This is a genomic window from Microbulbifer sp. THAF38 (genome assembly GCF_009363535.1).
GTDB lineage: Bacteria > Pseudomonadota > Gammaproteobacteria > Pseudomonadales > Cellvibrionaceae > Microbulbifer.
This window is the reverse complement of record NZ_CP045369.1, coordinates 3,475,940-3,500,209: the sequence shown is the minus strand read 5'-3', so window position 1 is coordinate 3,500,209 and position 24,270 is coordinate 3,475,940. Positions and strand designations below refer to the sequence as shown.

Annotated in this window: 26 protein-coding genes; 15 read left to right on the top strand and 11 right to left on the bottom strand. The window is 50.1% G+C overall.

What is annotated here, in order from left to right:
• Positions 1 to 519 precede the first annotated feature (519 nt).
• Positions 520 to 1,710: a sulfate adenylyltransferase gene (gene sat, locus FIU95_RS15110; protein ID WP_152454555.1), complete on the top strand. Its 1,191-nt coding sequence runs from the start codon at positions 520 to 522 to the stop codon at positions 1,708 to 1,710.
• Between the two features lie 104 nt (positions 1,711 to 1,814).
• On the opposite strand, the gene FIU95_RS15105 is transcribed toward sat, so the two are convergent.
• The gene (locus FIU95_RS15105; protein WP_152454554.1) at positions 1,815 to 2,255 is read right to left on the bottom strand and encodes a YhcB family protein; all 441 of its coding nucleotides are present in this window, start codon (positions 2,253 to 2,255) and stop codon (positions 1,815 to 1,817) included.
• A 369-nt stretch (positions 2,256 to 2,624) separates the two neighbouring features.
• Here FIU95_RS15105 and zapE point away from each other — a divergent pair, with 369 nt between their 5' ends.
• The 7 genes from zapE to FIU95_RS15070 all read left to right on the top strand — a co-directional run bounded on the left by zapE (position 2,625) and on the right by FIU95_RS15070 (position 8,947).
• Positions 2,625 to 3,749, top strand: a complete 1,125-nt coding sequence (gene zapE / locus FIU95_RS15100; RefSeq protein WP_152454553.1) for a cell division protein ZapE — start codon at positions 2,625 to 2,627, stop codon at positions 3,747 to 3,749.
• A 107-nt stretch (positions 3,750 to 3,856) separates the two neighbouring features.
• On the top strand, positions 3,857 to 4,285 hold the full coding sequence (gene rplM, locus FIU95_RS15095; RefSeq protein WP_152454552.1) for a 50S ribosomal protein L13: 429 nt from the start codon (positions 3,857 to 3,859) through the stop codon (positions 4,283 to 4,285).
• A 15-nt stretch (positions 4,286 to 4,300) separates the two neighbouring features.
• Complete coding sequence (gene rpsI / locus FIU95_RS15090) at positions 4,301 to 4,693, top strand: 30S ribosomal protein S9 (RefSeq protein WP_152454551.1); 393 nt, start codon at positions 4,301 to 4,303, stop codon at positions 4,691 to 4,693.
• 301 nt (positions 4,694 to 4,994) lie between these two features.
• On the top strand, positions 4,995 to 5,594 hold the full coding sequence (petA, locus tag FIU95_RS15085) for a ubiquinol-cytochrome c reductase iron-sulfur subunit (protein WP_152454550.1): 600 nt from the start codon (positions 4,995 to 4,997) through the stop codon (positions 5,592 to 5,594).
• Positions 5,591 to 7,792 carry a ubiquinol-cytochrome c reductase gene (locus FIU95_RS15080; protein WP_152454549.1) on the top strand — a complete coding sequence of 734 codons (2,202 nt, stop codon included), beginning with the start codon at positions 5,591 to 5,593 and terminating at the stop codon, positions 7,790 to 7,792. Before petA ends, FIU95_RS15080 begins: the two co-directional genes overlap by 4 nt.
• A 107-nt stretch (positions 7,793 to 7,899) precedes the next feature.
• Complete coding sequence (locus FIU95_RS15075; RefSeq protein WP_152454548.1) at positions 7,900 to 8,526, top strand: glutathione S-transferase N-terminal domain-containing protein; 627 nt, start codon at positions 7,900 to 7,902, stop codon at positions 8,524 to 8,526.
• Positions 8,527 to 8,551: 25 nt separating this feature from the next.
• Positions 8,552 to 8,947, top strand: coding sequence for a ClpXP protease specificity-enhancing factor (locus tag FIU95_RS15070; RefSeq protein ID WP_152456408.1), 396 nt, complete (start codon positions 8,552 to 8,554; stop codon positions 8,945 to 8,947).
• A gap of 563 nt (positions 8,948 to 9,510) precedes the next feature.
• On the opposite strand, the gene FIU95_RS15065 is transcribed toward FIU95_RS15070, so the two are convergent.
• From FIU95_RS15065 to FIU95_RS15055, 3 genes are all read right to left on the bottom strand, one after another.
• Positions 9,511 to 10,323 carry an OmpA family protein gene (locus tag FIU95_RS15065; protein ID WP_152454547.1) on the bottom strand — a complete coding sequence of 271 codons (813 nt, stop codon included), beginning with the start codon at positions 10,321 to 10,323 and terminating at the stop codon, positions 9,511 to 9,513.
• 58 nt (positions 10,324 to 10,381) lie between these two features.
• A complete protein-coding gene (locus tag FIU95_RS15060; RefSeq protein ID WP_152454546.1) occupies positions 10,382 to 10,741 on the bottom strand; it encodes a DUF4398 domain-containing protein in 360 nt (119 codons plus the stop codon).
• A gap of 82 nt (positions 10,742 to 10,823) precedes the next feature.
• A complete protein-coding gene (locus FIU95_RS15055) occupies positions 10,824 to 11,390 on the bottom strand; it encodes a porin family protein (RefSeq protein ID WP_152454545.1) in 567 nt (188 codons plus the stop codon).
• Positions 11,391 to 11,862: 472 nt separating this feature from the next.
• Between FIU95_RS15055 and FIU95_RS15050 the strand changes: the two genes are divergently transcribed.
• The 4 genes from FIU95_RS15050 (at position 11,863) to FIU95_RS15035 (ending at position 14,189) form a co-directional block, all read left to right on the top strand.
• A complete protein-coding gene (locus tag FIU95_RS15050; RefSeq protein WP_152454544.1) occupies positions 11,863 to 12,195 on the top strand; it encodes a YqjD family protein in 333 nt (110 codons plus the stop codon).
• Positions 12,196 to 12,198: 3 nt separating this feature from the next.
• Entirely contained in the window at positions 12,199 to 12,633 is a 435-nt protein-coding gene (locus FIU95_RS15045; protein ID WP_152454543.1) for a hypothetical protein, read from the top strand.
• A complete protein-coding gene (locus tag FIU95_RS15040; protein ID WP_152454542.1) occupies positions 12,608 to 12,913 on the top strand; it encodes a hypothetical protein in 306 nt (101 codons plus the stop codon). The genes FIU95_RS15045 and FIU95_RS15040 overlap by 26 nt, the downstream gene beginning before the upstream one ends.
• Positions 12,914 to 13,034: 121 nt before the next feature.
• Positions 13,035 to 14,189 (top strand): AI-2E family transporter, encoded by a 1,155-nt coding sequence (locus FIU95_RS15035; protein WP_152454541.1) that lies wholly within the window; start codon positions 13,035 to 13,037, stop codon positions 14,187 to 14,189.
• Here FIU95_RS15035 and FIU95_RS15030 read toward each other — a convergent pair.
• The 6 genes from FIU95_RS15030 to FIU95_RS15005 form a co-directional block, all read right to left on the bottom strand.
• Positions 14,167 to 16,068, bottom strand: coding sequence for a hybrid sensor histidine kinase/response regulator (locus tag FIU95_RS15030; protein ID WP_152454540.1), 1,902 nt, complete (start codon positions 16,066 to 16,068; stop codon positions 14,167 to 14,169). The genes FIU95_RS15035 and FIU95_RS15030 overlap by 23 nt on opposite strands.
• A 52-nt stretch (positions 16,069 to 16,120) precedes the next feature.
• Entirely contained in the window at positions 16,121 to 16,582 is a 462-nt protein-coding gene (locus tag FIU95_RS15025) for a response regulator (protein ID WP_152454539.1), read from the bottom strand.
• A gap of 18 nt (positions 16,583 to 16,600) precedes the next feature.
• Positions 16,601 to 18,172 carry an ATP-binding protein gene (locus FIU95_RS15020; RefSeq protein ID WP_152454538.1) on the bottom strand — a complete coding sequence of 524 codons (1,572 nt, stop codon included), beginning with the start codon at positions 18,170 to 18,172 and terminating at the stop codon, positions 16,601 to 16,603.
• The gene (locus tag FIU95_RS15015) at positions 18,165 to 18,356 is read right to left on the bottom strand and encodes a histidine kinase (RefSeq protein ID WP_152454537.1); all 192 of its coding nucleotides are present in this window, start codon (positions 18,354 to 18,356) and stop codon (positions 18,165 to 18,167) included. The genes FIU95_RS15020 and FIU95_RS15015 overlap by 8 nt, the downstream gene beginning before the upstream one ends.
• Entirely contained in the window at positions 18,353 to 19,705 is a 1,353-nt protein-coding gene (locus FIU95_RS15010; RefSeq protein WP_152454536.1) for a sigma-54 dependent transcriptional regulator, read from the bottom strand. The genes FIU95_RS15015 and FIU95_RS15010 overlap by 4 nt, the downstream gene beginning before the upstream one ends.
• 353 nt (positions 19,706 to 20,058) lie before the next feature.
• Positions 20,059 to 20,250 carry a hypothetical protein gene (locus FIU95_RS15005; RefSeq protein ID WP_152454535.1) on the bottom strand — a complete coding sequence of 64 codons (192 nt, stop codon included), beginning with the start codon at positions 20,248 to 20,250 and terminating at the stop codon, positions 20,059 to 20,061.
• A 420-nt stretch (positions 20,251 to 20,670) separates the two neighbouring features.
• Between FIU95_RS15005 and FIU95_RS15000 the strand changes: the two genes are divergently transcribed.
• From FIU95_RS15000 to FIU95_RS14990, 3 genes are all read left to right on the top strand, one after another.
• Positions 20,671 to 20,850: a DUF1328 domain-containing protein gene (locus FIU95_RS15000; protein ID WP_152454534.1), complete on the top strand. Its 180-nt coding sequence runs from the start codon at positions 20,671 to 20,673 to the stop codon at positions 20,848 to 20,850.
• Between the two features lie 36 nt (positions 20,851 to 20,886).
• Positions 20,887 to 21,075, top strand: a complete 189-nt coding sequence (locus FIU95_RS14995) for a PLDc N-terminal domain-containing protein (RefSeq protein WP_152454533.1) — start codon at positions 20,887 to 20,889, stop codon at positions 21,073 to 21,075.
• 643 nt (positions 21,076 to 21,718) lie between these two features.
• On the top strand, positions 21,719 to 22,342 hold the full coding sequence (locus tag FIU95_RS14990) for a Yip1 family protein (RefSeq protein WP_152454532.1): 624 nt from the start codon (positions 21,719 to 21,721) through the stop codon (positions 22,340 to 22,342).
• A gap of 19 nt (positions 22,343 to 22,361) precedes the next feature.
• On the opposite strand, the gene FIU95_RS14985 is transcribed toward FIU95_RS14990, so the two are convergent.
• Complete coding sequence (locus tag FIU95_RS14985) at positions 22,362 to 24,269, bottom strand: M48 family metallopeptidase (protein WP_152454531.1); 1,908 nt, start codon at positions 24,267 to 24,269, stop codon at positions 22,362 to 22,364.
• Between the last annotated feature and the right edge of the window lies 1 nt (position 24,270).

The following is a 24,270-nucleotide window of genomic DNA, read 5'->3' as shown; positions in this document are numbered from 1 at the left end:
TGACTATCTATTCTTGGGTGCCCTGTATTCATAGAGGGCTAGTATTCAGAGCAGCCCTATCAATATTTACCGTAAATTCTCCAAGCAATCTTACGGGTATCTCTAAATCAATCTCCAATCTTTCAAAAGCCTCTTAGCTGTTCTATGGGATTGATTGGAAGTATCTGCGCAAAAGTTTGGTGTTGCTCCTCTGTGCTTTCTCCCTATTTCACGATTACTGTTATTAGCCCTTGATACTTATTGGAGGTTTGTATTTCACAGGCTCTTCTCTGTGGGGTTGCAGTTTAAGCAATACGTCGCTATTTGAAAATGCGCCCTTGATGACGTAAAGGCTTGGTGCAGTATTTGTTGTTGGGGTGGATCTTTGGTTGCCGGTATTCCCTGTGCCGGCCGAGCTCCAAAGAGCTGCGGTCTATACTGCCCTCTCTGTATCGGTTTGACATTGGTCAGTCTGTGCAGATGCGTATAATAGCCAGTCGATAATTGACTAACCGGCAAATTTTGTATTTGGAGACCAAAATGTCCTTAGTTCGTCCCCACGGCAGTGTTGAGCTGCAGCCTCGCTTTGTTTATGACAGCGAGCGGCATCACCAGTTGATGCATGAAGCGGAGTCGTTGCCCTCTATTGTGGTCAGCTCTGCCGCTGCCGCCAACTCAGTCATGCTGGGAGCGGGCTACTTCAATCCCTTGCACGGTTATATGAATCTTGCCGATGCCCTGAGTGTGGCTGCCACCCTGCGCACAGTCGATGGTTTGTTTTGGCCGGTACCAGTGCTGAATGTTGTTGAAGACACCAGCGCAATTGAGGGCGCGTCTCGAATTGCCTTGCGTGACCCGAATGTTGAAGGCAATCCTGTATTGGCGGTAATGGACGTGGAAGCGATCGAAACCGTTTCCGATGAGCAGATGGACACCATGGCCGAACAGGTCTTCGGTACCCTGGATGATAAGCACCCCGGTGTAACCACCTTTAAGTCTGCTGGTCGCAAGCTCATCTCAGGCCCGATTGAGGTGCTGAACTTTAGTTACTTTATTAGTGACTTTCCGGATACCTTCCGTACAGCAGTGGAAATTCGCAACGAATTTGCCGAGCGTGGCTGGAGCAAGGTAGTAGCCTTCCAAACCCGTAATCCCATGCACCGCGCCCACGAAGAGCTGTGCAAGATGGCCCTTGAAGCCGTCGAGGCGGACGGAGTTCTGATTCACATGTTGCTGGGGCAGTTGAAACCCGGTGATATTCCGGCGCCGGTACGCGATGCTTCGATTCGCAAGATGGTAGAGCTGTACTTCCCGGCCAATACCGTGATGGTGACCGGTTATGGTTTCGATATGCTCTATGCCGGTCCTCGTGAAGCCGTGCTACATGCGCTATTCCGCCAGAACTGTGGTTGTAGCCACCTGATCGTAGGTCGCGATCACGCTGGTGTTGGAGATTACTACGGCGCTTTTGATGCGCAGACTATTTTCGATGAGAAGGTTCCTGAGGGTGCTTTGGAAATAGAAATTTTCCGTGCCGACCACACCGCTTACTCAAAGAAGCTCAATAAGGTGGTAATGATGCGTGATGTGCCGGATCACACCAAAGAAGACTTTATTCTGCTGTCTGGCACCAAGGTGCGTGAGATGCTCGGGGATGGTATTGCCCCGCCGCCGGAATTCTCCCGTCCGGAAGTAGCGCAGATCCTGATGGATTATTACCAGAGCCTGTAATTCTTCAGGTTCAATGAGAAAAGGCGGGTCACCCCGCCTTTTTCTTTGCCTCTCTCCTAGTCTCAACTGAAAAAGTGAGATCAGAAATTTTGAAGATGTAGCGGTTAGCTGCCTACATGCGCCTCTTTTTCAAGGCCGTAGTCCTCGTCGAGGGTGCCTTTGGCACCGGGTTCTTTGGGCGCCCAATCTTTCGGCGGCCCCATCTCTTGGAGTTGCTTGTCATCTTCTTTCAGCTTGCCACTACCCGCTTCCAGCATTTGTCGGCCTATATCCTGATTGGATAGCCTCAAGGCGCTGTTGGATAGGTATTCGTGAACTTCTTTGTAGCTTTCGGTCAGGTTGTGAACCAATTGAGAGGTTTGGTCGAAGTGTTCATTGACCTGTAGCTGAAAATCCTCGAGCTTGTTATTGGCCTCGCGCAGGCGTTGCTCCAGCTCCTGAGTGCGGTCGACACTTGAGCGTCCCCGAATCGCCAGGTAGGCCAAGAAAGCACCCAGCGTCATGCCGAGGATGCCAACTAAAATTAATACCGATGTAGAGTGCACTTCCTACCTCCCGAACTTGCTCTTATATGGCACTGGCGATCCCTGGTGCATGGTGATGGATGGTGGTTACCCGGGCAATATTATTGCTTGGGACCCTGGGTAGCCATCTGCAAGTGGCTGTCGCCCCCTGTTAGCGGGCCCAGTATACGCGATTATTAATCCGACAATTAAGATTGTTGGTTAATTGCGACACGCCAATTTACCGCCAGTTCCGAATTGCCGTATTGGCTGGCGAATCGGACAGGGATCAGATAATTGGTAGGGTCTAAGGGTACTACCTATATATTGCAACTTCCCCGCCTAGGCGGCTCGGTGGTGAATTTGATAGAGTGCGCGCCTGTTACTCGGTTGTTGAAGAAATTTTCATCTATGTTGCCCGCCAAACCTCTCTTACATTCCCCCCTTGAACGCTATGAGAGCGACCTGCAGCGCCCTGACTTTATTGAGGACCTATCCCAGCGGGCGGCGGTTCAGGAATTGCAGGATCTGCACCTGCGCCTGGTGGCCAGGGCTAAGCGGGGTTTTCTCGCAAGTCTGGTTTCACGCTTGCGCGGCGCCGATGTCGGTCCTGAGCGGGGCCTCTATTTCTGGGGCGGGGTAGGGCGGGGTAAGACCTATCTGATGGATGCCTTCTATGAGTCCCTGCCGTTTGAGCAGAAGCAGCGCACCCATTTTCACAGGTTTATGCGCCAGGTTCATCAGGATCTGAAAGAGTATGCCGGGGAGAAAAACCCGCTTGAAAGGGTGGCCGAGAAGATTGCGCGAAGGGTGCGGGTGCTCTGCTTTGATGAGTTCTTTGTGTCCGATATTGCCGATGCCATGATCCTAGCGGGCCTTTTGGAGGCCTTGTTCCGCCGTGGGGTAACGCTGGTGGCCACATCCAATATCGTGCCGGAGGGGCTCTATAAGGATGGTTTGCAGCGGGCCCGCTTCCTGCCGGCAATCGACCTTCTACAGCGCCATACCAAGGTGGTGAATGTGGATGGCGGCACCGATTACCGGTTGCGTACTCTGGAGCTGTTGGAGCTTTATCACGCGCCGCTCGATAAGGCGGCAGACGAAAACCTGTCCAACAGTTTCTCCCGGCTAATCGTGGACGGTTGCGAAGTGCGCAGTAATGTGGACTTGCAGGTTGAGGGGCGCCCCATTCGGGCTCTAAAGGTGGCGGATGATGTTGCCTGGTTCAACTTTACCGATCTTTGCGATGGTCCCCGCTCACAAAATGATTACATAGAACTGGCACGGGAATTCCAGACGGTTCTTCTGGCGGCGGTGCCGAAGTTTGATGAGCGTATGGATGCCCAGGCGCGTCGTTTTATCAATCTGGTGGATGAATTTTACGATCGTTGCGTAAAACTGGTGATCTCTGCGGAGGTGCCGGCAGAGACACTCTATGGCGGGCAGCACCTGCGTTTTGAGTTCGAACGCACGGTCAGTCGCCTACTGGAAATGCAGTCCAGGGAGTACCTGGAAAGGGCGCACCGCCCGGAATAGCCCCATCGTATAAACCGCTTGAAAAGCGAGCACTCCTTTTGTACTATCCGCGCTCTTTTGTGGGACGGCCCCTAATACCAGGGGGTCATATTACAGGTGTTTATAACATGAAGACATACAGTGCCAAGCCAGAAGCGGTAAAACGCGACTGGTACATTGTTGACGCTGCGGACAAGACCCTCGGCCGTATTTCCGCCGAGATCGCCCACCGCCTGCGCGGCAAGCACAAGCCTGAATACACGCCCCACGTGGACACTGGCGATTACATCATTGTGATCAATGCCGAGAAGGTTCGCGTGACCGGCAATAAGGCCAAAGACAAGATCTACCACAGCCACTCCGGCTATCCCGGTGGTCTCAAGTCCATCAGCTTCGAAAAGCTGATCGAAAAAGCGCCCGAGCGCACCATTCAAAGCGCCGTTAAAGGCATGCTGCCGAAAGGTCCTCTGGGTCGCGCCATGTTCAAGAAGCTGAAAGTATACGGCGGTAGTGAACATCCTCACGCGGCGCAACAGCCGATTGAACTGGCGATCTAAACGGGAAGAAATCTGATGGCAACTACTCAATACTACGGTACCGGCCGCCGCAAGACCTCCACTGCTCGTGTATTCATCGTACCCGGTGAAGGCAAGATCAGCGTAAATGGTCGCAGTCTGGACGAATACTTTGGTCGCCAGGTGGCTCGCATGATCGTGCGTCAGCCGCTGGAAAAGGTCGACATGGTCGAGAAATTCGACATCATCGCAACTGTTAAAGGTGGTGGTTCCTTCGGTCAGGCGGGTGCAATCCGTCACGGCCTGACCCGCGCCCTGATGCAGTACGATGAGGAGCTGCGTCAACCGCTGCGCGCCGCTGGTTTTGTTACCCGCGACGCCCGTGAAGTTGAACGTAAGAAAGTGGGTCTGCGCAAAGCGCGTAAGAAGCCGCAATTCTCCAAGCGTTAAGCTTTCTTTTTGGCCCGGCAACTGCCGGGCTTTTTTCTATCCGGTAGTTGTGATTTGGAATTTCCAACCGGGAATTGTTCAATTTCTCGCAATTTCACCGCGCAATTCCAGACGTTCCCCAGGTCTTTGCCTTGTATCAAAATGGCATTTTCTTTAACATTGCGCGGATTTGTATCCGCTTGATTTGTGGGGTTTATTCGCGCGGGCAATCTGCCGGAGCGGGACTTCTTTCAAGACTTTTTGGGTTTGGGCCAGCGCATTTCCGGCTTGTCTGGGATCGCTGTGATGGGAGAACTACGTCATGAGTGATGACGGTGTAAATGTAGGACGGCGCCGTTTCTTAACCGCTGCTACCTCTGTAGTTGGTGGTGCGGGTGCGGTTGGGGTGGCCGTACCTTTCGTCGCTTCCTGGAAGCCGAGTGCCAAGGCGAAAGCTGCGGGTGCTCCGGTTAAGTACAACATTAGCAAAATTGAGCCGGGCCAGATGGTCACCGTTGAGTGGCGCGGCAAGCCGGTATATGTGGTCCGTCGTACCGACGAGATTTTGCAAGACCTGGAAAAGGTGGAGCCGCTATTGCGGGACCCCAATTCCGAGGAGTCTATCCAGCCGGCTTATGTAAACCCGGAAAACCGCTCTATCAAGCCGAAGCTGTTGGTTCTGGTTGGCCTGTGTACCCACCTGGGTTGTGCGCCGATGTACCGCCCTGAAGTCGGTGCTGCCGACCTGGGTGGTGACGACTGGATGGGGGGCTTCTTCTGTCCCTGTCACGGTTCCAAGTACGATATGGCTGGCCGTGTATACGCTGGTGTTCCGGCGCCTACCAATCTGGAGGTTCCGCCTTATTCCTATGAGAGCGATGACGTAATCGTGATTGGTGTAGACCAGGAGGGCGCTGCATGAAATGGCTAGCAAATTTCGGTGACTGGGTTGATCAGCGTCTGCCGATCTACCAGGCCTGGGATAAGCACATGGGCAAGTACTACGCGCCCAAAAACTTTAACCTCTGGTACTTCTTCGGCGTATTCTCCCTGCTGGTGCTGGTCAACCAGCTGCTGACCGGTATCTGGTTGGTTATGAGCTATACACCTTCTGCGGAAGATGCCTTTGCCTCGGTTGAATACATCATGCGCGATGTGGAGTGGGGTTGGTTGATACGTTATCTCCACTCGACAGGTGCGTCTGCCTTCTTCGTGGTGGTGTATCTACATATGTTCCGCGGTCTGATGTACGGCTCTTATAAGCCGCCCCGCGAGCTGGTGTGGATCTTCGGCATGTGTATCTACCTGGTGCTGATGGCGGAAGCCTTTATGGGCTACGTACTGCCCTGGGGCCAGATGTCCTACTGGGGAGCCCAGGTGATCGTATCCCTGTTTGGCGCTATTCCCGGTATTGGTGACACCCTGGTGGAGTGGATTCGTGGTGACTACCTGATTTCCGGTATTACTCTGACCCGTTTCTTCTCCTTGCACGTCATTGCTCTGCCTCTGGTACTGGTCTTGTTGGTAGTGTTGCACATTCTTGCGCTGCACGAAGTGGGCTCCAATAACCCTGACGGTATCGAGATCAAGAAGAACAAGGACGAGAATGGTATCCCCAAAGACGGCGTGCCTTTCCATCCCTATTACTCTGTTCACGACTTGGTTGGTATTGCGGTATTCCTGTTTATCTTCGCAACCGTGGTGTTCTTCTTCCCCGAGATGGGCGGCTTCTTCCTGGAGTACGCTAACTTCGAAGAGGCAAACCCGCTGAAGACACCGCCGCACATTGCCCCGGTTTGGTACTTCACACCTTTCTATGCTGTGTTGCGCGCAGTAACTATGGATATTGGCCCTCTGCCGGCTAAATTCCTAGGTACTGTTGCTATGGGCGCGGCGATTGCGGTGCTGTTTGTATTGCCCTGGCTGGATAAGAGCCCGGTGCGTTCCATCCGCTACAAAGGCTGGTTGCCTAAAGCATTGCTGCTGGTGTTCGCTGCGGTATTTATTATCCTCGGTTATCTTGGTGTTAAATCTCCGACCCCTGAACGCAACTTCCTGTCTCAGGTGGCGACTCTGTTCTACTTCGCCTTCTTCCTGACCATGCCGGTCTGGACGAATCCGAAGAGCAAAAAAGGCATTGGTTCCTGGGTTGTAAGCATCGGCTTCGGTGTGCTGTTCCTGTGGATGGCCGTTGCCAATCTCTCTGTGAATACCTTCATGGCTGTGGTAACCCTACTGCTGGCGGGCTTCTTTGCCGCTCTGCCGTGGATTACTAACCGCGATGAGGTATACCCGGAGCCTGAGCGTGTAACCAGCCCGTCTGGTGCCAAGACTTTCGGTATCCTGTTTATTGGTATCGTGGTTGTCGGACTGCTGACCCTTATCCCGATTAAGGCGGTAGGTGCCGAGTCCAGCGTTGAGCTGGACCACATCGATATCGACCTGCAGGACAAGCCGTCCCTGCAGCGCGGTGCCAAGTACTTCGTCAACTACTGCATGGGCTGTCACAGTGCCAACTACTCCCGTTGGGAGCGCGTTGCCACCGATCTGGATATCCCTAATGAGCTGATGATGCAGAACCTGGTTCTGGGCAACGACAAGATCGGTAACCTGATGGAGATCTCCATGCGCCCGGATGACTCCAAAGTATGGTTCGGTGCTGCGCCGCCGGACCTGACGCTGGTGGCTCGCTCCCGCTCCCCGGAATGGCTCTACACTTATCTCCGCAGTTTCTACAAGGATGACAGCCGAGCTACCGGTGTGAACAACCTGGTATTCCCCAGTGTCGCTATGCCCCATGTTTTGATGGAGCTGCAGGGTTTGCCGGAGTGTGCTCCCGGCCCTAAGCGCGACCACGGTAAGATTGTGCGCGATGAGCTGGGCAACCCCATTATGGATGCGGATTGTGGCAGCCTGAAGGTGGGCAGCGTGAAGGGCTCCATGAATCCTGAAGAGTTCGACCAAGCTATGTATGACTTGGTTAACTTTATGGAGTACATTGCCGAGCCTATGGCTGAAGATCGCAAGCGCATTGGTTTCTACGTGCTGGCGTTTATTTTTGTATTCTTTATCTTCGCCTGGCTGTTGAACCGCGAGTACTGGAAAGACATACACCACTAAGTTTCGCCGGTTTCTCTTTGATGGGTGGTGGAGTTGCTCCGCCACCCTTTTATATTTTGAATAAAAGGTTGGCGCCTGCCGACCGACTAGTTTGAGGTAGATTGAACATGGGTGTGCCTACCAACAAGCGCTCCTCAATGACCTTCTTTTCCGATGGTCGCAGCCACTACAGCCACCGTGTGCGCATTGTGCTTGCAGAAAAGGGAGTTTCCGTCGATATCATTGATGTCGATCCCGATGATAAACCAGCCGAGCTCGCTGACCTCAACCCTTACAATTCGTTGCCGACCCTGGTAGACCGCGATTTGGTGTTGTTTGAAACCAAGGTAATGATGGAATACCTGGACGAGCGTTTCCCACACCCGCCGCTACTGCCGGTTTACCCGGTTGCCCGCGCTCAGAGCCGCCAGATCATGCACCGCATTGAGCGCGACTGGTGTCCGTTAGTGGATAAGATCCTGGCGGGTGGAAAGGATGCAGCTTCCGCCCGGAAGGAACTGCGCGATAGTTTCGTGGGCATCGCGCCGATGTTTACCGAGTTGCCGTACTTCTTTAATGAAGAGTTCTCCCTGGTAGATTGCTGCATGGCCCCCCTGTTGTGGCGTCTCGAGCAATTTGAAATCAGCCTGCCCAAAACCAAGCAGGTTAAGCCACTGCTGGATTATATGGATCGCCTGTTCGCTCGCGAGGCTTTCCAGCAGAGCCTGACTGAGTACGAACGGGAAATGCGTTGAGGATACTTCTGTGAGTAAGCCGGCTATGACATCCAATCGCCCCTATATTTTGCGGGCATTCTATGAGTGGATAACCGATAACCGGTGCACTCCCTATATCCTGGTGGATACCCACCTGTCTGGTGTCCTGGTACCCCAGCAGCATGTCAACGATGACGGACAGATAGTGCTGAATGTCTCGGAGAGCGCTGTGGTTGGCCTGACGATGGATAACTATGCCATCAGGTTCAATGCGCGCTTTGGCGGCGTGCCCACCGATATACAGGTCCCCGTGGGGGCGGTTATTGGTATCTATGCCCGCGAAAACGGACAGGGTATGGTATTTGAGCCTGAGGAAACCCCTGAGCCACCAGAGCCGACACCACCCACCAGTTTGGGTAAGAAATCGGTGAAAAAGCCTGCCTTGCGGGTAGTGAAGTAAGTTCATTAAAGAAAGGAGGCAAGATGCCTCCTTTCTTTTTTGGCTTTTTATTCCCTAGCTATCTTTTTATTCACTCAAAATTTTTATCATTCCCCCCTATTTCATTTGCCAAACATCGCCAGGTATTTGCAAGGTTTGCGCTAAATCCTCAAGTTGTCACTGGCCTTTGAGTGATTTTTAGGCTTTTCCAGCTGAATAATACTCACTGATTTTCCCCGTACTTATCGGGGCTTTGCTTTTAGCGCAATTATCGAGTTCTATTGGGCCAGAAGGGAGGGATGCACTGCGTCAAAGATACACTGAGAATTCTCTCTGTGAGCTCCTGATCGGCATCCTTACCTGGCGCGCTAATTCTTACATTCCACCCACTCAATGAGTGTTTTCTAAGAAAGCTCCTGTGAAATCAGCATTGACTCTCAGGGCCAAAATTCGACTGTAGTAAACACAGATAACATTTATGGATTTAGGAGCGGGAATAAAAAAGCCACGGATATTGACGGTCCGTGGCAAAAGGGTCGAAGGATGGGCCTTCGAGGCTACCTTGGGGGAGGTAGCGGAGAGGATTAGTTCACGCGCGCAACGGTTGGGGATTCATAGGTTTCATTCTCACTCAGTAGTACGACCTCTACGCGTCGGTTGTGCTGTCGCCCTACAGCGGATTTGTTACTGGCGACTGGATTGGATTCTCCGTAGCCTTTAACCGTAATGCGTTCGTTAGTCACGCCGGCCTTGACGAGGGCCTTTTGGATTGATTGTGCACGCTTAACAGATAAGCCGACATTATATTCTTCACTACCAAGGGAGTCGGTATACCCTTCAATCACAACTCTGGTGTTCTCGTGGGCGCTTAAGAAGTCAGCCACTTTTCTCACTGTGGGTTTGGCACCTGGCTGCAACTTGTGGTCATCAAAGGCGAAGAGTACATCGCCAAGAGTGAGGACGTTGCCTTCAGAGTTCTGCTTACTGCCCATTTTTTCGAGCTCTTTCTTCAGCTCTTTCAGTTCCTGATTCTTTTGAGTGAGTTCAGAATTTTTACCCTGCAGCACAAGGCCGGCGCGTACCATGTCTGCGTTCTTGAATTGAGCTTCCATATCGGCAATATCGATTTCATGCTCAACCACGCCTAGCATTCTTTCGGCAAGATAGACCTGATGCGCCATACTTTTTTCATTGCCATCCTGCCACGCTGTCTTGGCCTCACTAACGCTTTTACCCGCAGCTCTGAGCGGTGTCGCCGCATGGCGATTGGCCATTTCATTGCTACTCATGAGCTGGTATTGATGTTCAACTTCGGCCAAAGGTTTTGGAATATCTGTGCTCGCACAGCCGCTTACTACTGCAGTGGCGAGGCCAAGAGAGATTAACGACTTATTCATGATCAAATCCTATCTGTTGAATGGCAAATAGCAGTGATATTTGCATGTATGGGCTAGATCAAGATCCCTGATCTATTTCACGTTTAAGCTGCAAGAGCGTGGCATTCAGCTCACGGAGTTTCAGCTTGGTTGTCTCAGAGCGCGCTTGGGCACTGGCTAGCTTGGCATCTGCTGTAGCCTTCTCTGCGAACATGCGTGCCTGATCAAATTGATGTTTATCGGCCGCACTCTGCGCACTGCCTAAATGTTCCTTCGCGGTAGCGAGGTGTTGAGCGGCGAATTTCTCACTTTTATCGGCCTCGGCCGTGGAGATATAAACTTTCGCCTCTGCAATCTCATTGCTGGGCATGGTTCCTGTGGCGCAGCCAGAAATTACTGCGACTAATGCCAGGCTGCCGAATAGTTTTGGTGACTTCATGTCTGTCTCCTTCTGTGATGAATTAGGTATTCACTGATAGAGGCACGTCCATGTACCTCTACAGTGAAGTGGATTTCCCGTTTTAAAAGGCGAACTGCAAGGAAGCGGAAGCAATATCAATTTGCGGCTCAATGTCATCATCCAGATCAAAGCGTTCATACTCTAAGCGCAGATCAAGATTTTCCATTACGCCTACTTTTACCCCAGCTCCGTAGAACCAATCACCGCCGTCCAAGTCTTCTGAAACCCGACCGATAACAGGTAGGTCTGATTTCACTTCAGCTTCCCAGGTAAACCAACCACCTTTTAGGTACACAGAGACACGCTCATGAAGCGGTGCAGATAAAATCCCGGCAAAGGTAAAGCCATCAATTTCTGCGTTATTGTCAAAATCGTTGGCTTCATCAAAGTTCAGGTAACCAATTTCAGCACCGAGATATTCATTGATTTTCATCCCGCCGTAAATTTTGACTACTTCAGCATCTTCATCGAAATCGGTTTCTTCGTTATCCCACTTAATGGAGTATTGGCCGTAACCACCACCTACATAAAATTCAGACTCGCTACGGTCAAAGCTCTCTTGTGCAGCAGCTTGTCCGGCAAGTCCAGTAGTCAGTGTGATCGCAGCTAATAGTTTTCCATAGTTCATAACAATAATCCTCAGATGAAAATATTTGCACTACTTGTCGGTGTGTTCCCTGTGGGGCTAAACCGAAAAAGTATTTTTTGATTCTAAGCTGTGAAGCTTGGTGTGATGGTTGCAACCGGTATGCCAACTTTTGCGGAGAGGGAGGTTAATTTTTTCTTGGATGCCCTGAAACCCGCATGCTTATTGGGTTGTAGGTAGATTCAATTTTTGAAAAGCACTCAGGAAGATTGATCCTTAAGCTTATTAAGTAATTTGAAATCCCGTGGTAATTGATTCATCTGTGTAAGATTTTCAAAATTATTATTTTCTTGTTTGTAAAAAATGAAAACTTTCCAAGCTATAACCTGCTTTTGTTAAATGATGCGCCTCTATGGTGGTTATAAATAGGCTATAAAGCGCTTTGGGTGACAGAAATGGAGTTGGCATGCTACCTGCAGGTTCCTCAGTGAACTTTGCAAAATAGGTGATACACATGGCTACAGCAGCTAACTCAAAAAATGCGAATAAAAGTGTGAACGGTAAAGATGTTGCACGAGATGAAGCGTTTCTATCCGAAATGGCGAGAGAAAGAGCTCACTCGGCGGTAGATAGCCTCTCTGATAGAGCGGCGGTTGCGGAGGAGAGGATTCGGGAAACCGCTACAAGCTCCTCTGATTCTCTCGCGCAAAAACGGGACCAATTAAAGGAGACGGCAAGCCAAACCCGTTCAGAGGTAGAGGGATTTGCGAAGAAAAATCCATGGGCAGCCGCAGGTATAGCGTTTGCTACTGGCGCGATTGTCAGCGCCTTAATTCGTCGTCGTTAAAATATGACGGACTCTAAAAGCACACAGCAATGCAGCTCTGGAGTAGAGGACTCTGTTGAGGTGTCTGACTGGCAGCGTCTGAGCGTAACGGCTCAGGCGCTGTTGTCAGCCTTAGAGCAGGTGCTCAGAGGGCGTTTGGCGTTAATTGGGGCTCAGTGGAGATTGAGTCTGGCGGCCGTCTCCCTTTCCCTGGTTACCCTCGTAAGCCTTGGTGCTGTTATTGCGCTCAGCTGGTTTGCTCTTTCCCTTAGTGCAGCCTATGCCATATGGCAATTACTGGGTCATTGGGCCTGGGGTTTACCGGTTATTTTTTGTATGCAATTACTGGCAATAGTACTGTTGTGGCGCCAAAGCAGGCGTCTATTACGCCTGATTACTATTGACCTCAATGTTTTTGAAAGTGAGGCCCCCGATGCTGGATCTCCTACTGAAAAATGAAAAAGCAGCTGTCGAGGCAGCGCGGCTAACTGAAAAAAATGGCTTGATCGACACTAAGAAAGCTTTGTTTGGGTTAAAAACCTGTTCGGAAAAAATTGCGGTGAAGCCAATTAGCTTAGCGGCAATATGTACCGCGGGTTTTGCCTCGGAGCGAACATTTACTGGGTTAGGTCAGGAAAGGTTAAAAGTCCTATTTTCTGGATTGAGTTACAGCATCCTGGTGGATTATGGCCTTCAGCTTTGGGATGAATTTAGCGAAGACAGGTCAGCTGCTTCTTGAAGAAACAAGTCTCAAGAAGTTTATATAGGGTGACAGTTTTGAGGGAAGATCAGTAGACCCTAGTGAGAGACTATATGTTGGGGACCTGTATATAGGTGGTTCAACGAGGATGGATATCTGAGTGAATGAACAAGATAGTATTAATCGAGAATCTATAGGATCTCCCAATATATGTGCTGAAACCGGAGGTGGTCGACAGTTCAAAGTTCTTACCACTTGCATCGTTATATTAACTGCTCTGGCGGTCATAGCGGCCCTTTACCTGGGGCGAACAGTCCTTTTGCCATTCACCTTAGCGTGGATGAGCTCTCTTCTATTGTCCCCTATTGTCCGTTGGACATCGCAAAAAGGGATACCTAACCCTATCTCTGCAGGTGTTTTGGTTCTTATCGCTGTGTTTATGATATTTCTTGCAGGGCGCCTATTGGCTGAACCAGCGAGTGATTGGATAGAGCGGTGGCCACAAAAAACAGCTGAAGTTCGAGAAAAACTCAATATCGTACAAAAACCCTTGCTGGATTTACGTAAGGCAGGGGATGAAGTGGCGAAGCTGGGTAAGTCGGAAGATCAAAGCCATGTAACAGTATCGGTTGAAAAAGAAAGCTGGCTTAAAAGTGTTGTTACCGACGATATTCCAACCCTGTCCAGTCAAGCATTGATCATTATTGTTCTTACTTTTTTTCTGCTTTCCAGTCGTGGCAGTATTGCCCGACATATTGGTCAGTTTGGTCGTGATTTTCAAGGGCGCCGGCATTTAATGAGTATTGCCACCCAGATTAGAAGACAAATATCAACTTATTTAAATACTATCGCGTTAGTCAATCTAGCGCAGGCGATTATTACCTCATTCGTATTGTGGGTGTTGAATTTCCCAAACCCCTTATTATGGGGTTGTCTGGCAGGACTTTTGAATTTTGCTCCCTATGTCGGTCCACTAATAACGGTTTGCCTGCTAACAATCGTTGGATTGGTGTCCTATGAAACGCTATGGGCAGGGCTCTTAGCGCCAGCAGCCTTTATGGTGATTACGACTTTTGAGGGGCATTTGATTACCCCCTCAATTGTTGGGCAAAGATTGAAGCTCTCCCCAATCTCCGTCTTTATGGCCGTGGTCTTCTGGACCTGGATTTGGGGTGTTGGAGGGGCACTTATGGCTGCCCCAATTTTGGCATGCCTAAAGATTTTTCACGAAAACCTGTTTCCGGTTCCGCTAAAAGAACAAATGGGAAAAGGGTCGCAAAAAGTGTTGGCTATTATAGTTGGGCGAGCTTACTAAGGTCATAGGGCTTACTGAGAACGCCATCAAACCCGGATTCGGTGAGTTTGTCTGAACTTGGGCTTTCGCCGGTAGCTGCTAAGAGTCTACCGGTGTATGCCTTATCACGTATTTTTTTGGCCAGTGTGAAACCATCCATATCTGGGAGGTTTATGTCCATTAAAATGAGACTTGGCTGGTAAGTTTCAAAGAGCTGTAGCGCAGATTCACCATCACCGCAAGCTTTCGCTTCCCAGCCCAATGCCGAGAGCAGTTGCTGGGTTGCACTGCGCGCATCCTCATCGTCTTCAATAAGAATTAGCTTTTTGTCGACTATTGAATCCGGCAGGTACTTCGCAAGAAGGTCAAATAATTGGTCTGGCTGCACGGGTTTACCCAGATGTTCACTACAGCCCGCATCCAGACAGCGCTGCCGTTCACCAAGCATTGTTTGTGCGGTGAGCGCAATAACGGGTATTTCAAATCCCAGTTTTCGTAATTCTTGGGTAGCGGTGAGGCCGTCCATCACCGGCATCTGAACATCCATCACGACCAAATCGAATGGCTTGTCATTATCGTGAGCCATCTGTAAAAGGTTTATTGCTTCCCGGCCATTCGCTGCCTGTTGAACGTTGCAGCCGGCGCCTTCCAATAAGTGGGCGACCAGTTCGCGAATTTCCCTTACGTCATCTACGACTAATACTTGGCCGGACAAACAGGGTGATTCAAAGTGAATGGATGCTGTTGGCTGTTGAAGATCCCAGGTTTGGTAGTGATACTCTGTGGAATGTTTGCACTCTAGTGTGAGGGTGAAACAGCTGCCAGCCCCAATTTCACTTTGCAAGGATATTTCTCCTCCCAGCAGGTGGGCTAACTGTTGACTGATAGCAAGCCCCAGGCCTGAACCCAGTTCTGAACGATAACGATCACCTTTGGCCTGAACAAATGGCGTGAATAGTTTTTTCTGTTCGCTTGGAGATATACCAATCCCGGTATCGATTACACGAAAGCTTAAACGGCAACTGTTCTCTAAGCGGGTCGCAAAAATATCGAGACGTACCTCTCCTTCATCTGTGAATTTTACGGCGTTACTGAGAAAATTTAATAGAATTTGCCTCAGTCGCGTTGCATCGGTAATGATCTGAGAGGGGAGTTCTGTGAGGGCCTCTATACGAAAGCGAATACCTTTGTCTTCCGCCTTGATAGTGATTAATTGATAGAGTTCCGTCAGGAAGCTGGGGAGTGCCAGCTCGCTGAATTGTATTTCCAGTCGTCCCGCTTCTATTTTTGATAAATCGAGTACATCGTTTAATAAACTCAGCAGATGGTAGCCATTGCGCTTGATAATGCTCAGGTGATCTAGTTGTGGCTGCTCTGGCTGATTTTGTAGTAGGAGGTCGGTATAGCCCAGTATTGAGGTTAAAGGTGTGCGCAATTCGTGGCTCAGATGGGCCAGAAATTCACTTTTTGACTTGTTCTCCGCTTCGGCTTTGAGTCGTTCCAAACGCTCCTGTTCCATATCCCGACGCGCCACCGCATAGCGGATAGCCCGGCTCAATCGAGCAGCGGTAAGCTGGGATTTTACCAGATAGTCGACAGCGCCAGCTGATAGCGCCTCTGCATCGAGAGCGCTATCGTCGTGGCCGGTAAGCATAATAATCGGGGCATCGAATCCCTGTCGCTGGGCCTCTGCCAGAATCTGCAGGCCGGTAAATGCCCCCAGGGAGTAGTCGAGCAGGCAAACTTCGAAGTCGCTGGAATAAAAATGCTTGTGGGCCTCTTCTGGGGAGCGGGCCCACACAACCTGGTAGCCATCAGGATTAATGTCATGCAGAAGATCCCTTGTAATAATAAAATCGTCTTCGTCATCTTCTACCAGCAGTAATCTGGTGATAGCCATCTCAACAACCTGCCTGACTTATTTATTTATTGATACCCAGCGGAGAAGGATATTATTGATAACTCCGTTGCTTTCCGGGAAACTCAACGAATTCGACCCAGTAACGTCCCAAAGAGCGCATCAGGTCGACCAACCCCTCGAAGGTGACCGGCTTTGATAAATAGGAAGCTGCACCAAGATCATAAGATTTGAACATGTCTTCTTCGGCTTTGGAGGTTGTGAGGATTACCACCGGGATACGCCGAAAATCCGGGTCTGCTTTTATGGCCGCAAGCGCCTGGCGACCATCCATGCGCGGCATATTTAGATCCAGCAGGATAAGGTCGGGTAGAGGTTCGTTGGAAAGATGTTCGTATTCGCCTTCCCGTTTCAAAAATGATAATAACTCAACGCCATCATCTACGATGGAGAGTTCGCTTTTAACGAGGCTTTCTTCGAGTGCTTCGCGAGTGAGTAGCTGATCGTCCTTGTCATCATCCGCGAGGATAATGCTGATGGATTTGGCTGCCTGCATAAATCATTCTCTTAAAGTTTAAGGCTCTGTTACAACTGTGGAGCCGGTATCGAGTAAGCGCGGTTCAGAATCATTGTATTCTACTTGTACAGGGGGCGTTTCCGGTATTAATAGTTCGAAAGTTGTTCCCACCCCCGGTGTACTGCTAGCGTCAATTTCTCCGCAATGACGCTCCATGATTCTTCTGCAGATGGCGAGGCCTATGCCTGTCCCTTCATATTCATTGCGCCCATGCAGCCGTTGAAACGCTGAAAAAACTTTCTCAACATATTGTTCATCAAAGCCAATGCCATTGTCGCTCACGGTAATACGGTATCCCGGCAGGGTGATATCTGCGTGAGAGATTTCCGCCTTTTCGCATTCAACCCGAATGATTGGGGTGTTATCCGGTTTAATAAATTTGAGCGCGTTACCGATCAGATTGAGGAATAGTTGAGACATCTGCATCGGGTCAGCTTGGACCACTGGCAGCGGCTGGACTTCAATCTCTGCGTTGGTCTCTTCCCTCTTGATTTGCAGGTCATCGAGAACCTCTTCGACGACCAAATTGAGATCTACCGTTTCAAATGGGGTTGTCCTCCTGGAGGTACGTGAAAAGGCGAGGAGGTCCTCAATTAATTTAGACATACGCTTCGCAGCACTCTGCATACGCATGACATAGTCCTTCCCATCACCGAGTTTTTCACTGTAACGATCGGTGAGTCGGTCGCCAAATGCTCGGATCTTGCGCAGGGGTTCCTGAAGGTCGTGAGAGGCGACAAAGGCAAAATTTTGCAACTCACGGTTACTGCGGGTTAGCTCCTGTGAATACAACTCCAGTTCCTGGGTTCGTTCAGCCAGTTCCTGAGTTCGTTCGGCGACACGCTGCTCGAGTTGTTTGGCATATTCACTTTGTTGTCGCATGGAGCGGCTGGTAAGCATGGCGATTACCAGAATCAAGCCGATTCCCAGGCAATTGGCGAACAGGACCGCGCGGGTAACTTCCTGACGTCGCAGTGTGGAATCATCCATCAGCGATTGGATATGTTTAAATTCTTCCTCTTCGATAGTGGCGATGAGTTCAGAAAGCATCTCCAGGCTATCGTGGCTGGCTTCCATTGTCTGGGCCAAGTTTCTGGCTTCACGTGTGTCCTGGGCGGCGTTTAGCTCTATCGTTTCCTGGTTGTCTTGAGCGTTGGAGCTTGTGCCAGGGGTATGATCAGTTACTGCAGCACCAATCGCACTATAGTGGCGGTTAAGCAGCCGCTCGAGCTCTTCAAAACGAATGGCCTGCTCTGGAATTTCAGTTTCCTCGTTGCGTAACTTGGTGACAAGCTCAGAGGCGCGCGCAACCGCGTTCTCATACTGTTCAAGGCTTGAGGAACTCTCATTTTGCTTGAACTCTCTTAACCGCAGCTCGGCGGTATGCACAGCAAAGTAAGTATCACTCGCCAGCTGTAAGATGCTTTTGGTTTTCCCCGAGCGAGCTGCATTTTCCCCAAGTTCATTGAGGTTGAGGTAAGTATGGTAGCTATTAGCAACAAATAAGAAGCAGAGCCCCAAGATAAGGGCTGTCCAGAAGTAGCGTAATTTGGAAGGTTTCTTATCCATTGTTGTGAGGCTCACTTTCCAGTACTTCGGCGCAGCCTTTACAGCCTTCAGTAACCTTTTCGAGACTTGCCAGAATTTTTTCGGGAGGGGCTTGCTGGCTTAACTGCAATTTTGCCAGCTCTGCATTCATAGCAATATTGTTCATCAAATTGCGAAGCTTGTGATGAATATTATTTTCGCTCATTGTCCATCCTGCTTGTACTGATTAAGGCGGTTGTACAGGGTTTTCAAGCTAATACCGAGCAATTCTGCAGCCTGCTTTTTATTGCCATCAACGGCTTCCAAAGTATTGGCAATTAATTGCTTTTCCATGGCTTCAATAGTGTTTCCCGCCTCTAGCTGGGCGGGAGAGTCAGAAGCCTGGTTTTCTTCAGAATTTGTTGTCGTTGTGCTTGAGCGGCCAAAAGGTGATCCGAGTTGCGGTGGTAGCGTGAGCGTATTTTGGTTGCGATCAGACAAAATAAATGCGCGGTGCAGTGCGTGGCGCAACTCGCGCACATTTCCCGGCCAGTCGTAACTGAGCAGCGCATCTAAAACGTGGTTATCGAGGGTGTAGCTGGTCCCATATTCTTCATTCATCTGGTCGATAAATGACTGTGCCAGCAATGGGATATCTTCTTTTCTATCACGCAACGGAGGGAGTTGCAGAGGAAATACTGCCAGGCGGAAGTAGATGTCCTCACGCAGATGGCCGCCATCGGCAATGTTTTCATTGCTGCGGTTGGTGGCGGAGACCACTCGGCAGGAGACTTCCAGCTCTGTGGTGCCCCCAAGCCGGGTTACCTTACCGGTTTCCAGTACCCTCAAAAGGTTCGGCTGCTGATCGATCGGCATCTCAGTCACTTCATCCAGAAAGAGGGTGCCGTCATTGGCGCGTTCGAATAGCCCGGGTTTTCGCGCTACTGCGCCAGTAAAGGCGCCTTTTTCGTGACCAAATAGTTCGCTACCGATCAATTCTGCGGAAATAGCGCCACAGTTGGCGGCTACGAGTGGACCTTGAGCGGCGGAGGCGTTGTGAATAGCTTGAGCAACGAGTTCCTTACCGGTGCCGCTCTCACCCTGGATCAACACGTTGGCTTGTGTTTGCGCAACTTTTTCGATCATGTCGTACAGTGATCGCATGGCTGGGGATTCTCCAACCAAGACCCCGAAATGCCGTTTGTAGGTGCTGGGTGCCGTAGGCTTTTTACGGAGTAGTAACTCTTGTAACTGCTTGATCTCAATCGGCTTGACCAGGTAGGTCATATTGGGGCCGGCGAGGTGATCAACCATGGACCTGATAGCACTGTGACCTGTAACAAAAGCAATTTGGTCGGGGGTTCGGTCCAGGGCGAGAGAGTCCAGTACATCAAATCCGCTGCCTTCGGGCAGCATCAGGTCAAGTAGCAAAGTGTGATAGCGATTTCGGGCGAGGTGGCTGCGGGCTTCACTTACGCTGTCGGCTACATCTACTGTAAACCCCATATTTTCAATTAGCGGGGAGACTGCGCTCGTAAAGTTTTCGTCGTCATCTACCAATAATACCCGTTGCAAGATCCCAGCTCCTCTCTAGTAGGGATTAAATAGACAACCCAGTTTGCGGTGATTGCGGAACTTGAAGCAACCAGTTTTCACAAAAAATCGTTATCTCAAAGGGTATCTCTAATTTGGGACGAATTTGCAAAAATCAACCATGGCACTCAAAACTTTGTAAAGGCTTGAATGTGGAGGGAACTCCAATATGTGAAGTTATGCTCAAGGATTGTTTTAAAGCGTTTGCACAAGATTGATTTTTACAGCGGTTAATGAAGAGGAGTGTTTCAGACTAAAGAGTCACTTGTCCAAAAAAGTTTGAGGGGGCGCCGGCAGTGGTAGTCAGCCGGCGAGCGCCACTCTGGTTCATTGGATTAGCAATCAGTATCTTTGCTGTTTACGCCTTCTTTAACATCTTCACAGGCATCCTCGATACCGTTGCCGATGTCCTCTGCGGTTTGGTCAACAGACTCGCCAAATTCCTCAGCGCCACCTTCATCAATATCACATGCAGTCAGGGTAAAAGCGGTGAACATGATCGAAAAAATTAAAATCAGCTTGTTCATCTTGTAAGTCCTCTTTCTCAATAGATGTATTGCGATTAGTACGTAGAAAATTGTTCTGTGAAGTATTGATTTTCTAAGTTTGCAATAAGAGTCATTCAAGGAGCGTGCCAACTTGAAAAAATGAAGCAATGCCGCGGGGTTGGGCTTAGAGAATTGCTGTTAGTCAGTTTTATGGGAGAGTTTCTGTAAAAATTATCTAATAGGCAGGGAAAGATGTGTAATTGCTACAAAATTATTGGGAAATTTAACGATAACTTAAAGGAATTTGCTGGCACGGAGGTTGCAACGTATCAAGTGTGTTAGGAGGGACCGATTGGTTCTTCTCGCTGAAACTCAAGAAGGCTCGGTTCTCTCGGGTTTTGAGTAAGGCGTTATTCACACAAGTTCATGGTTTGATTTTGAAGAGGATAGAGGTCACCAATGCTCGTTTGGGCAAACATCTTTTTAGCGTTGTCAGTTGTCGCTGGGCTTTTCGGCCTTTCTGGCCCCACCGGTAGCGCTCTTGATCTAGCTAAGGTGCTGTTTGTGGTATTTGCGTTGCTATTTATGGTTTCGTTAGTTGCACACCTTATAACGAAGCGAGAGCCTCCCACTCAATAATCAGTTAATGAGAGATTTTCAAAGAAGGAAGCAAGTATGGATATTCAAGTAGGTGGCATATTAGGTTTTTTGATACTGGTTGCCGATATTTGGGCAATTTTAAATATCGTACAGTCTGGAAGTGGTACGGGGACAAAGTTGATCTGGATATTGCTTGTCCTGTTCTTGCCTGTAATAGGTTTGATACTGTGGTTTTTCCTCGGCCCTAAAAGCGCTACCGCTTAGTAGAGATACTATATGATCAGTCTGGCACACGCTTATCGCTGTGCCGACTGATTTTTGCTCGTATCAACGGCAGTTGACCCACCAGGAAGTTAGGGGAAAGGGCACCCAGCCCTCGAAAATGTATGAATATACATTTTCAGCCCGATCTTTAGCGGTGGGCTACTCTTCGCATCTGACTTACTTCGTATCTGACTCAAAGGTAATTGCAGAAATTATTAAGTGAACTTTCAGCCATTTATCGAAATAAATTCTGTAATGGTGCTTGTTTTAGGGAATATTTTCTCAACGATGCGTTATGAAGACTGTTGAACACTTCTGTCTGGATAAGTGTGCCTATCTGATTGGTTGCATGTTGGTTACATGATTAGTGAGTGTAATTTGACCTGGAAAGGTCGTTAAATATTTCTGAGGTGGTGGGCGATTGAGCTACTTCTTTATCATCCATCGGAGTATTGGAAAAATACTCACAGTCAGCCCTTCCCATTACACCTCTAAGTCAAATCGATAAGTAGAAAGCCAGGCCCTGCCGAAACTTGATATAAGTCAACCTAATGTAATAGTGGCACTTAATTTCTTTTTTGCATTGGTTAATTCCGCGCCAGCCCCCGATACTGCAAAGCAGGGTATTGAACGGAGAATAAGCGTGCGGTTACTCAGTCACACTATTGGTATTCTGACCAATCCAGAGAAAGAGTGGAAAGCCATACGGGCGGACCGCCATTCCTTTTTTCAAGTTTTTATGACCCATGTGCCATTTTTAGCGCTGATACCCACGGTCGCCGGTTATTTCGGTGTGACTCGAGTGGGGTTTGAGATCGGCGGGCACATGGCAAAATTGACTCCAGAGAGCGCGGCGGTTTTATCAATCGTTACCTATTTTGCTCTTCTGGTCGGTGTTTATTGTCTTGGGGAATTTATTAATTGGATGGCCAAGTCTTATGGGGTCGAAGGGGATGAACCCACGAGACACTACGAAGGTACTGCGCTCGCAGTCTTTATTACTACGCCGATATTTCTCGCCAGCATTGTCGTGCTTTTCCCACACCCATGGTTGACCATGGCTGCGGTGGGCATCGCGGGTATGTACTCTATCTACCTGGTGTTTGCTGGCATTCCGATATTGATGAATATGAATAAAGAGCGGGCCTTTCTCTATGCTTGTGCGGTTTTGACCGTGGCTCTGGTAATGATGGTCACGGTGCTGATTGCCTCCGTTATTTTGTGGAGTGTGGGCATTGGCCCAATTTATCAGCACCATATTCATTGAAGCGGGTAATTATAGAGATTTACTGGCTAGTCACCTGAGGTACTATAGGCGGCATGGGGCAGTCCAAACTGTCTGCTACCGCTCGCAGCAATTCGATCTCTTCCGCCATGATAACGCCATTATGGTTCAGGGTGTGTACCATAGCTTTTAGCAAGGTGGGCTTCTGCAAAGGCTTCATTTGACTGGCTATCGCGATGGCTTTATCCAGGTGCTGCAGACCGATATCTTTGCGGCCCGGCAGTGGAGTCACTTCTAGCTGTAAAAACTTAAGCCCCTGCTCGTAGGCGCGCTTTGCCGGTAGGTATTCGCTATTACCCGCATGGGCAATGGCCGCAATTAGGAAGCGAGCGGCATCTTTACTAGCCCCTTTCTTGTTGGAAAGACGCTGCCGATCGGGTGTCTCTTCCAAAGCATGCATCAATACCCGGTAGAGGGCCCACTCCCAAATTTCAATCTTTCCATCACTGCGCAGCAACTTAATCAGGTTTCGCTTAAATATCTGATACTGCTGTGGGACCAGTGCTTTGAGTGCTGGCACGCAGAGATCTAATAGTGGCAGGCGCGCATTGTCGGGCAGGGCTTTTAATTGCGGCGCCAGCTTCTGTAGTTCTCTCACTACCGCGGGGTGGGCGATTTTCTTCAGCAGCACCTCTTGGGCTTGCCGCTCGTTCTCATCCTTGTGCAACAGTAGGTGGTAAACCAAAGCGCGCGCGACAAAGGGATCGTGAGCGGCTTGCTGGATAGCGGGGGGGATGGATTCCAGTAGCTGACGGCCGTATTGCACTTGTTGCTCACTGGGGCAGGCAAGACTGTTGTCCACTGCTTCCAGGGCCATTTGAAAGGGTGTGGGTTCTACGACACCTGCCACTGCCACCGGTGCAGGGTTCGCTTTTCTCAATTGAGATTGCGCAGTGGAACTGCTGTCGCTGGGGTAGTGGCCATTCCAACTGGGCTCTAGCCGCGCTATACGTTTGGCCAGGGGAGGGTGGCTGGCAAACAAGTTGAAAAATGAGCGCTTTAGGCCGCTGGCAAAAAACATATGGCTGAATTCCGCCGCTCTGCCACTACTGAGGTTTGAGCCGGCGCTGTAGCCGCCAATTTTCATGAGGGCATTGGCAATGCCTGCGTTGTTGCGGGTGAACTGGACCGCAGAGGCATCTGCAAGATATTCCCGTTGGCGGCTCACAGCGGATTTGATCAGGTTACCGAGTAATGTGCCCGCGTAGCCCACTGCCATCAGAGCTAGGCCCAAAGCAAACAGGGGTATACGGCCGCGGTTATTACTACTGTTGGGGTAGACACCGCGCACCAGCCAGTGCCCCAATAGGCCAATAATTAGGATGCCATTTAACAGGCCGACGATGCTGATGTTCAGGCGGGTGTCGCCATTGAGAATATGGCTGAATTCATGGGCCACCACGCCCTGCAGCTCGTCTCGGTTGAGCTGTTCAATGCAGCCACGGGTGAGACCGATCACCGCATCGCTGGGCTTGTAGCCGGCGGCGAAGGCGTTGATGGCTGGATCTTCAATCAGGTAAACATCCGGCACTGGGGTACCGGAGGCGATGGCCATCTCTTCCACTACATTCAGGGCGCGCTGTTCGGCAGGGCCCTGAGGGGCGATATTGAGTTTGCGCCCGCCCAGCGACTCCGCTACCGCTTTGCCGCCGGCTGCCAGCTGGTGCAGTTTGTACAGGCTGCCCAGGGCCACGATAGCCACAATGGTGAGGGCTATGTAGCCCACCGTCTGCCAGCCGAGCAGCTGCTCGATCGCCAATGGGGAAAAAGCCTGGCCGCGGGAATACGAAACCGCTGCGGCAGCCACCAAGGTGGTCAATCCAACCAGCAGAATTAGCGCCAAAGCAAAGAGTCCGACCAACAAGCCGCTGTTGCGCCTGGCCTTATCCTGGTACTCGAAGAAGTTCATC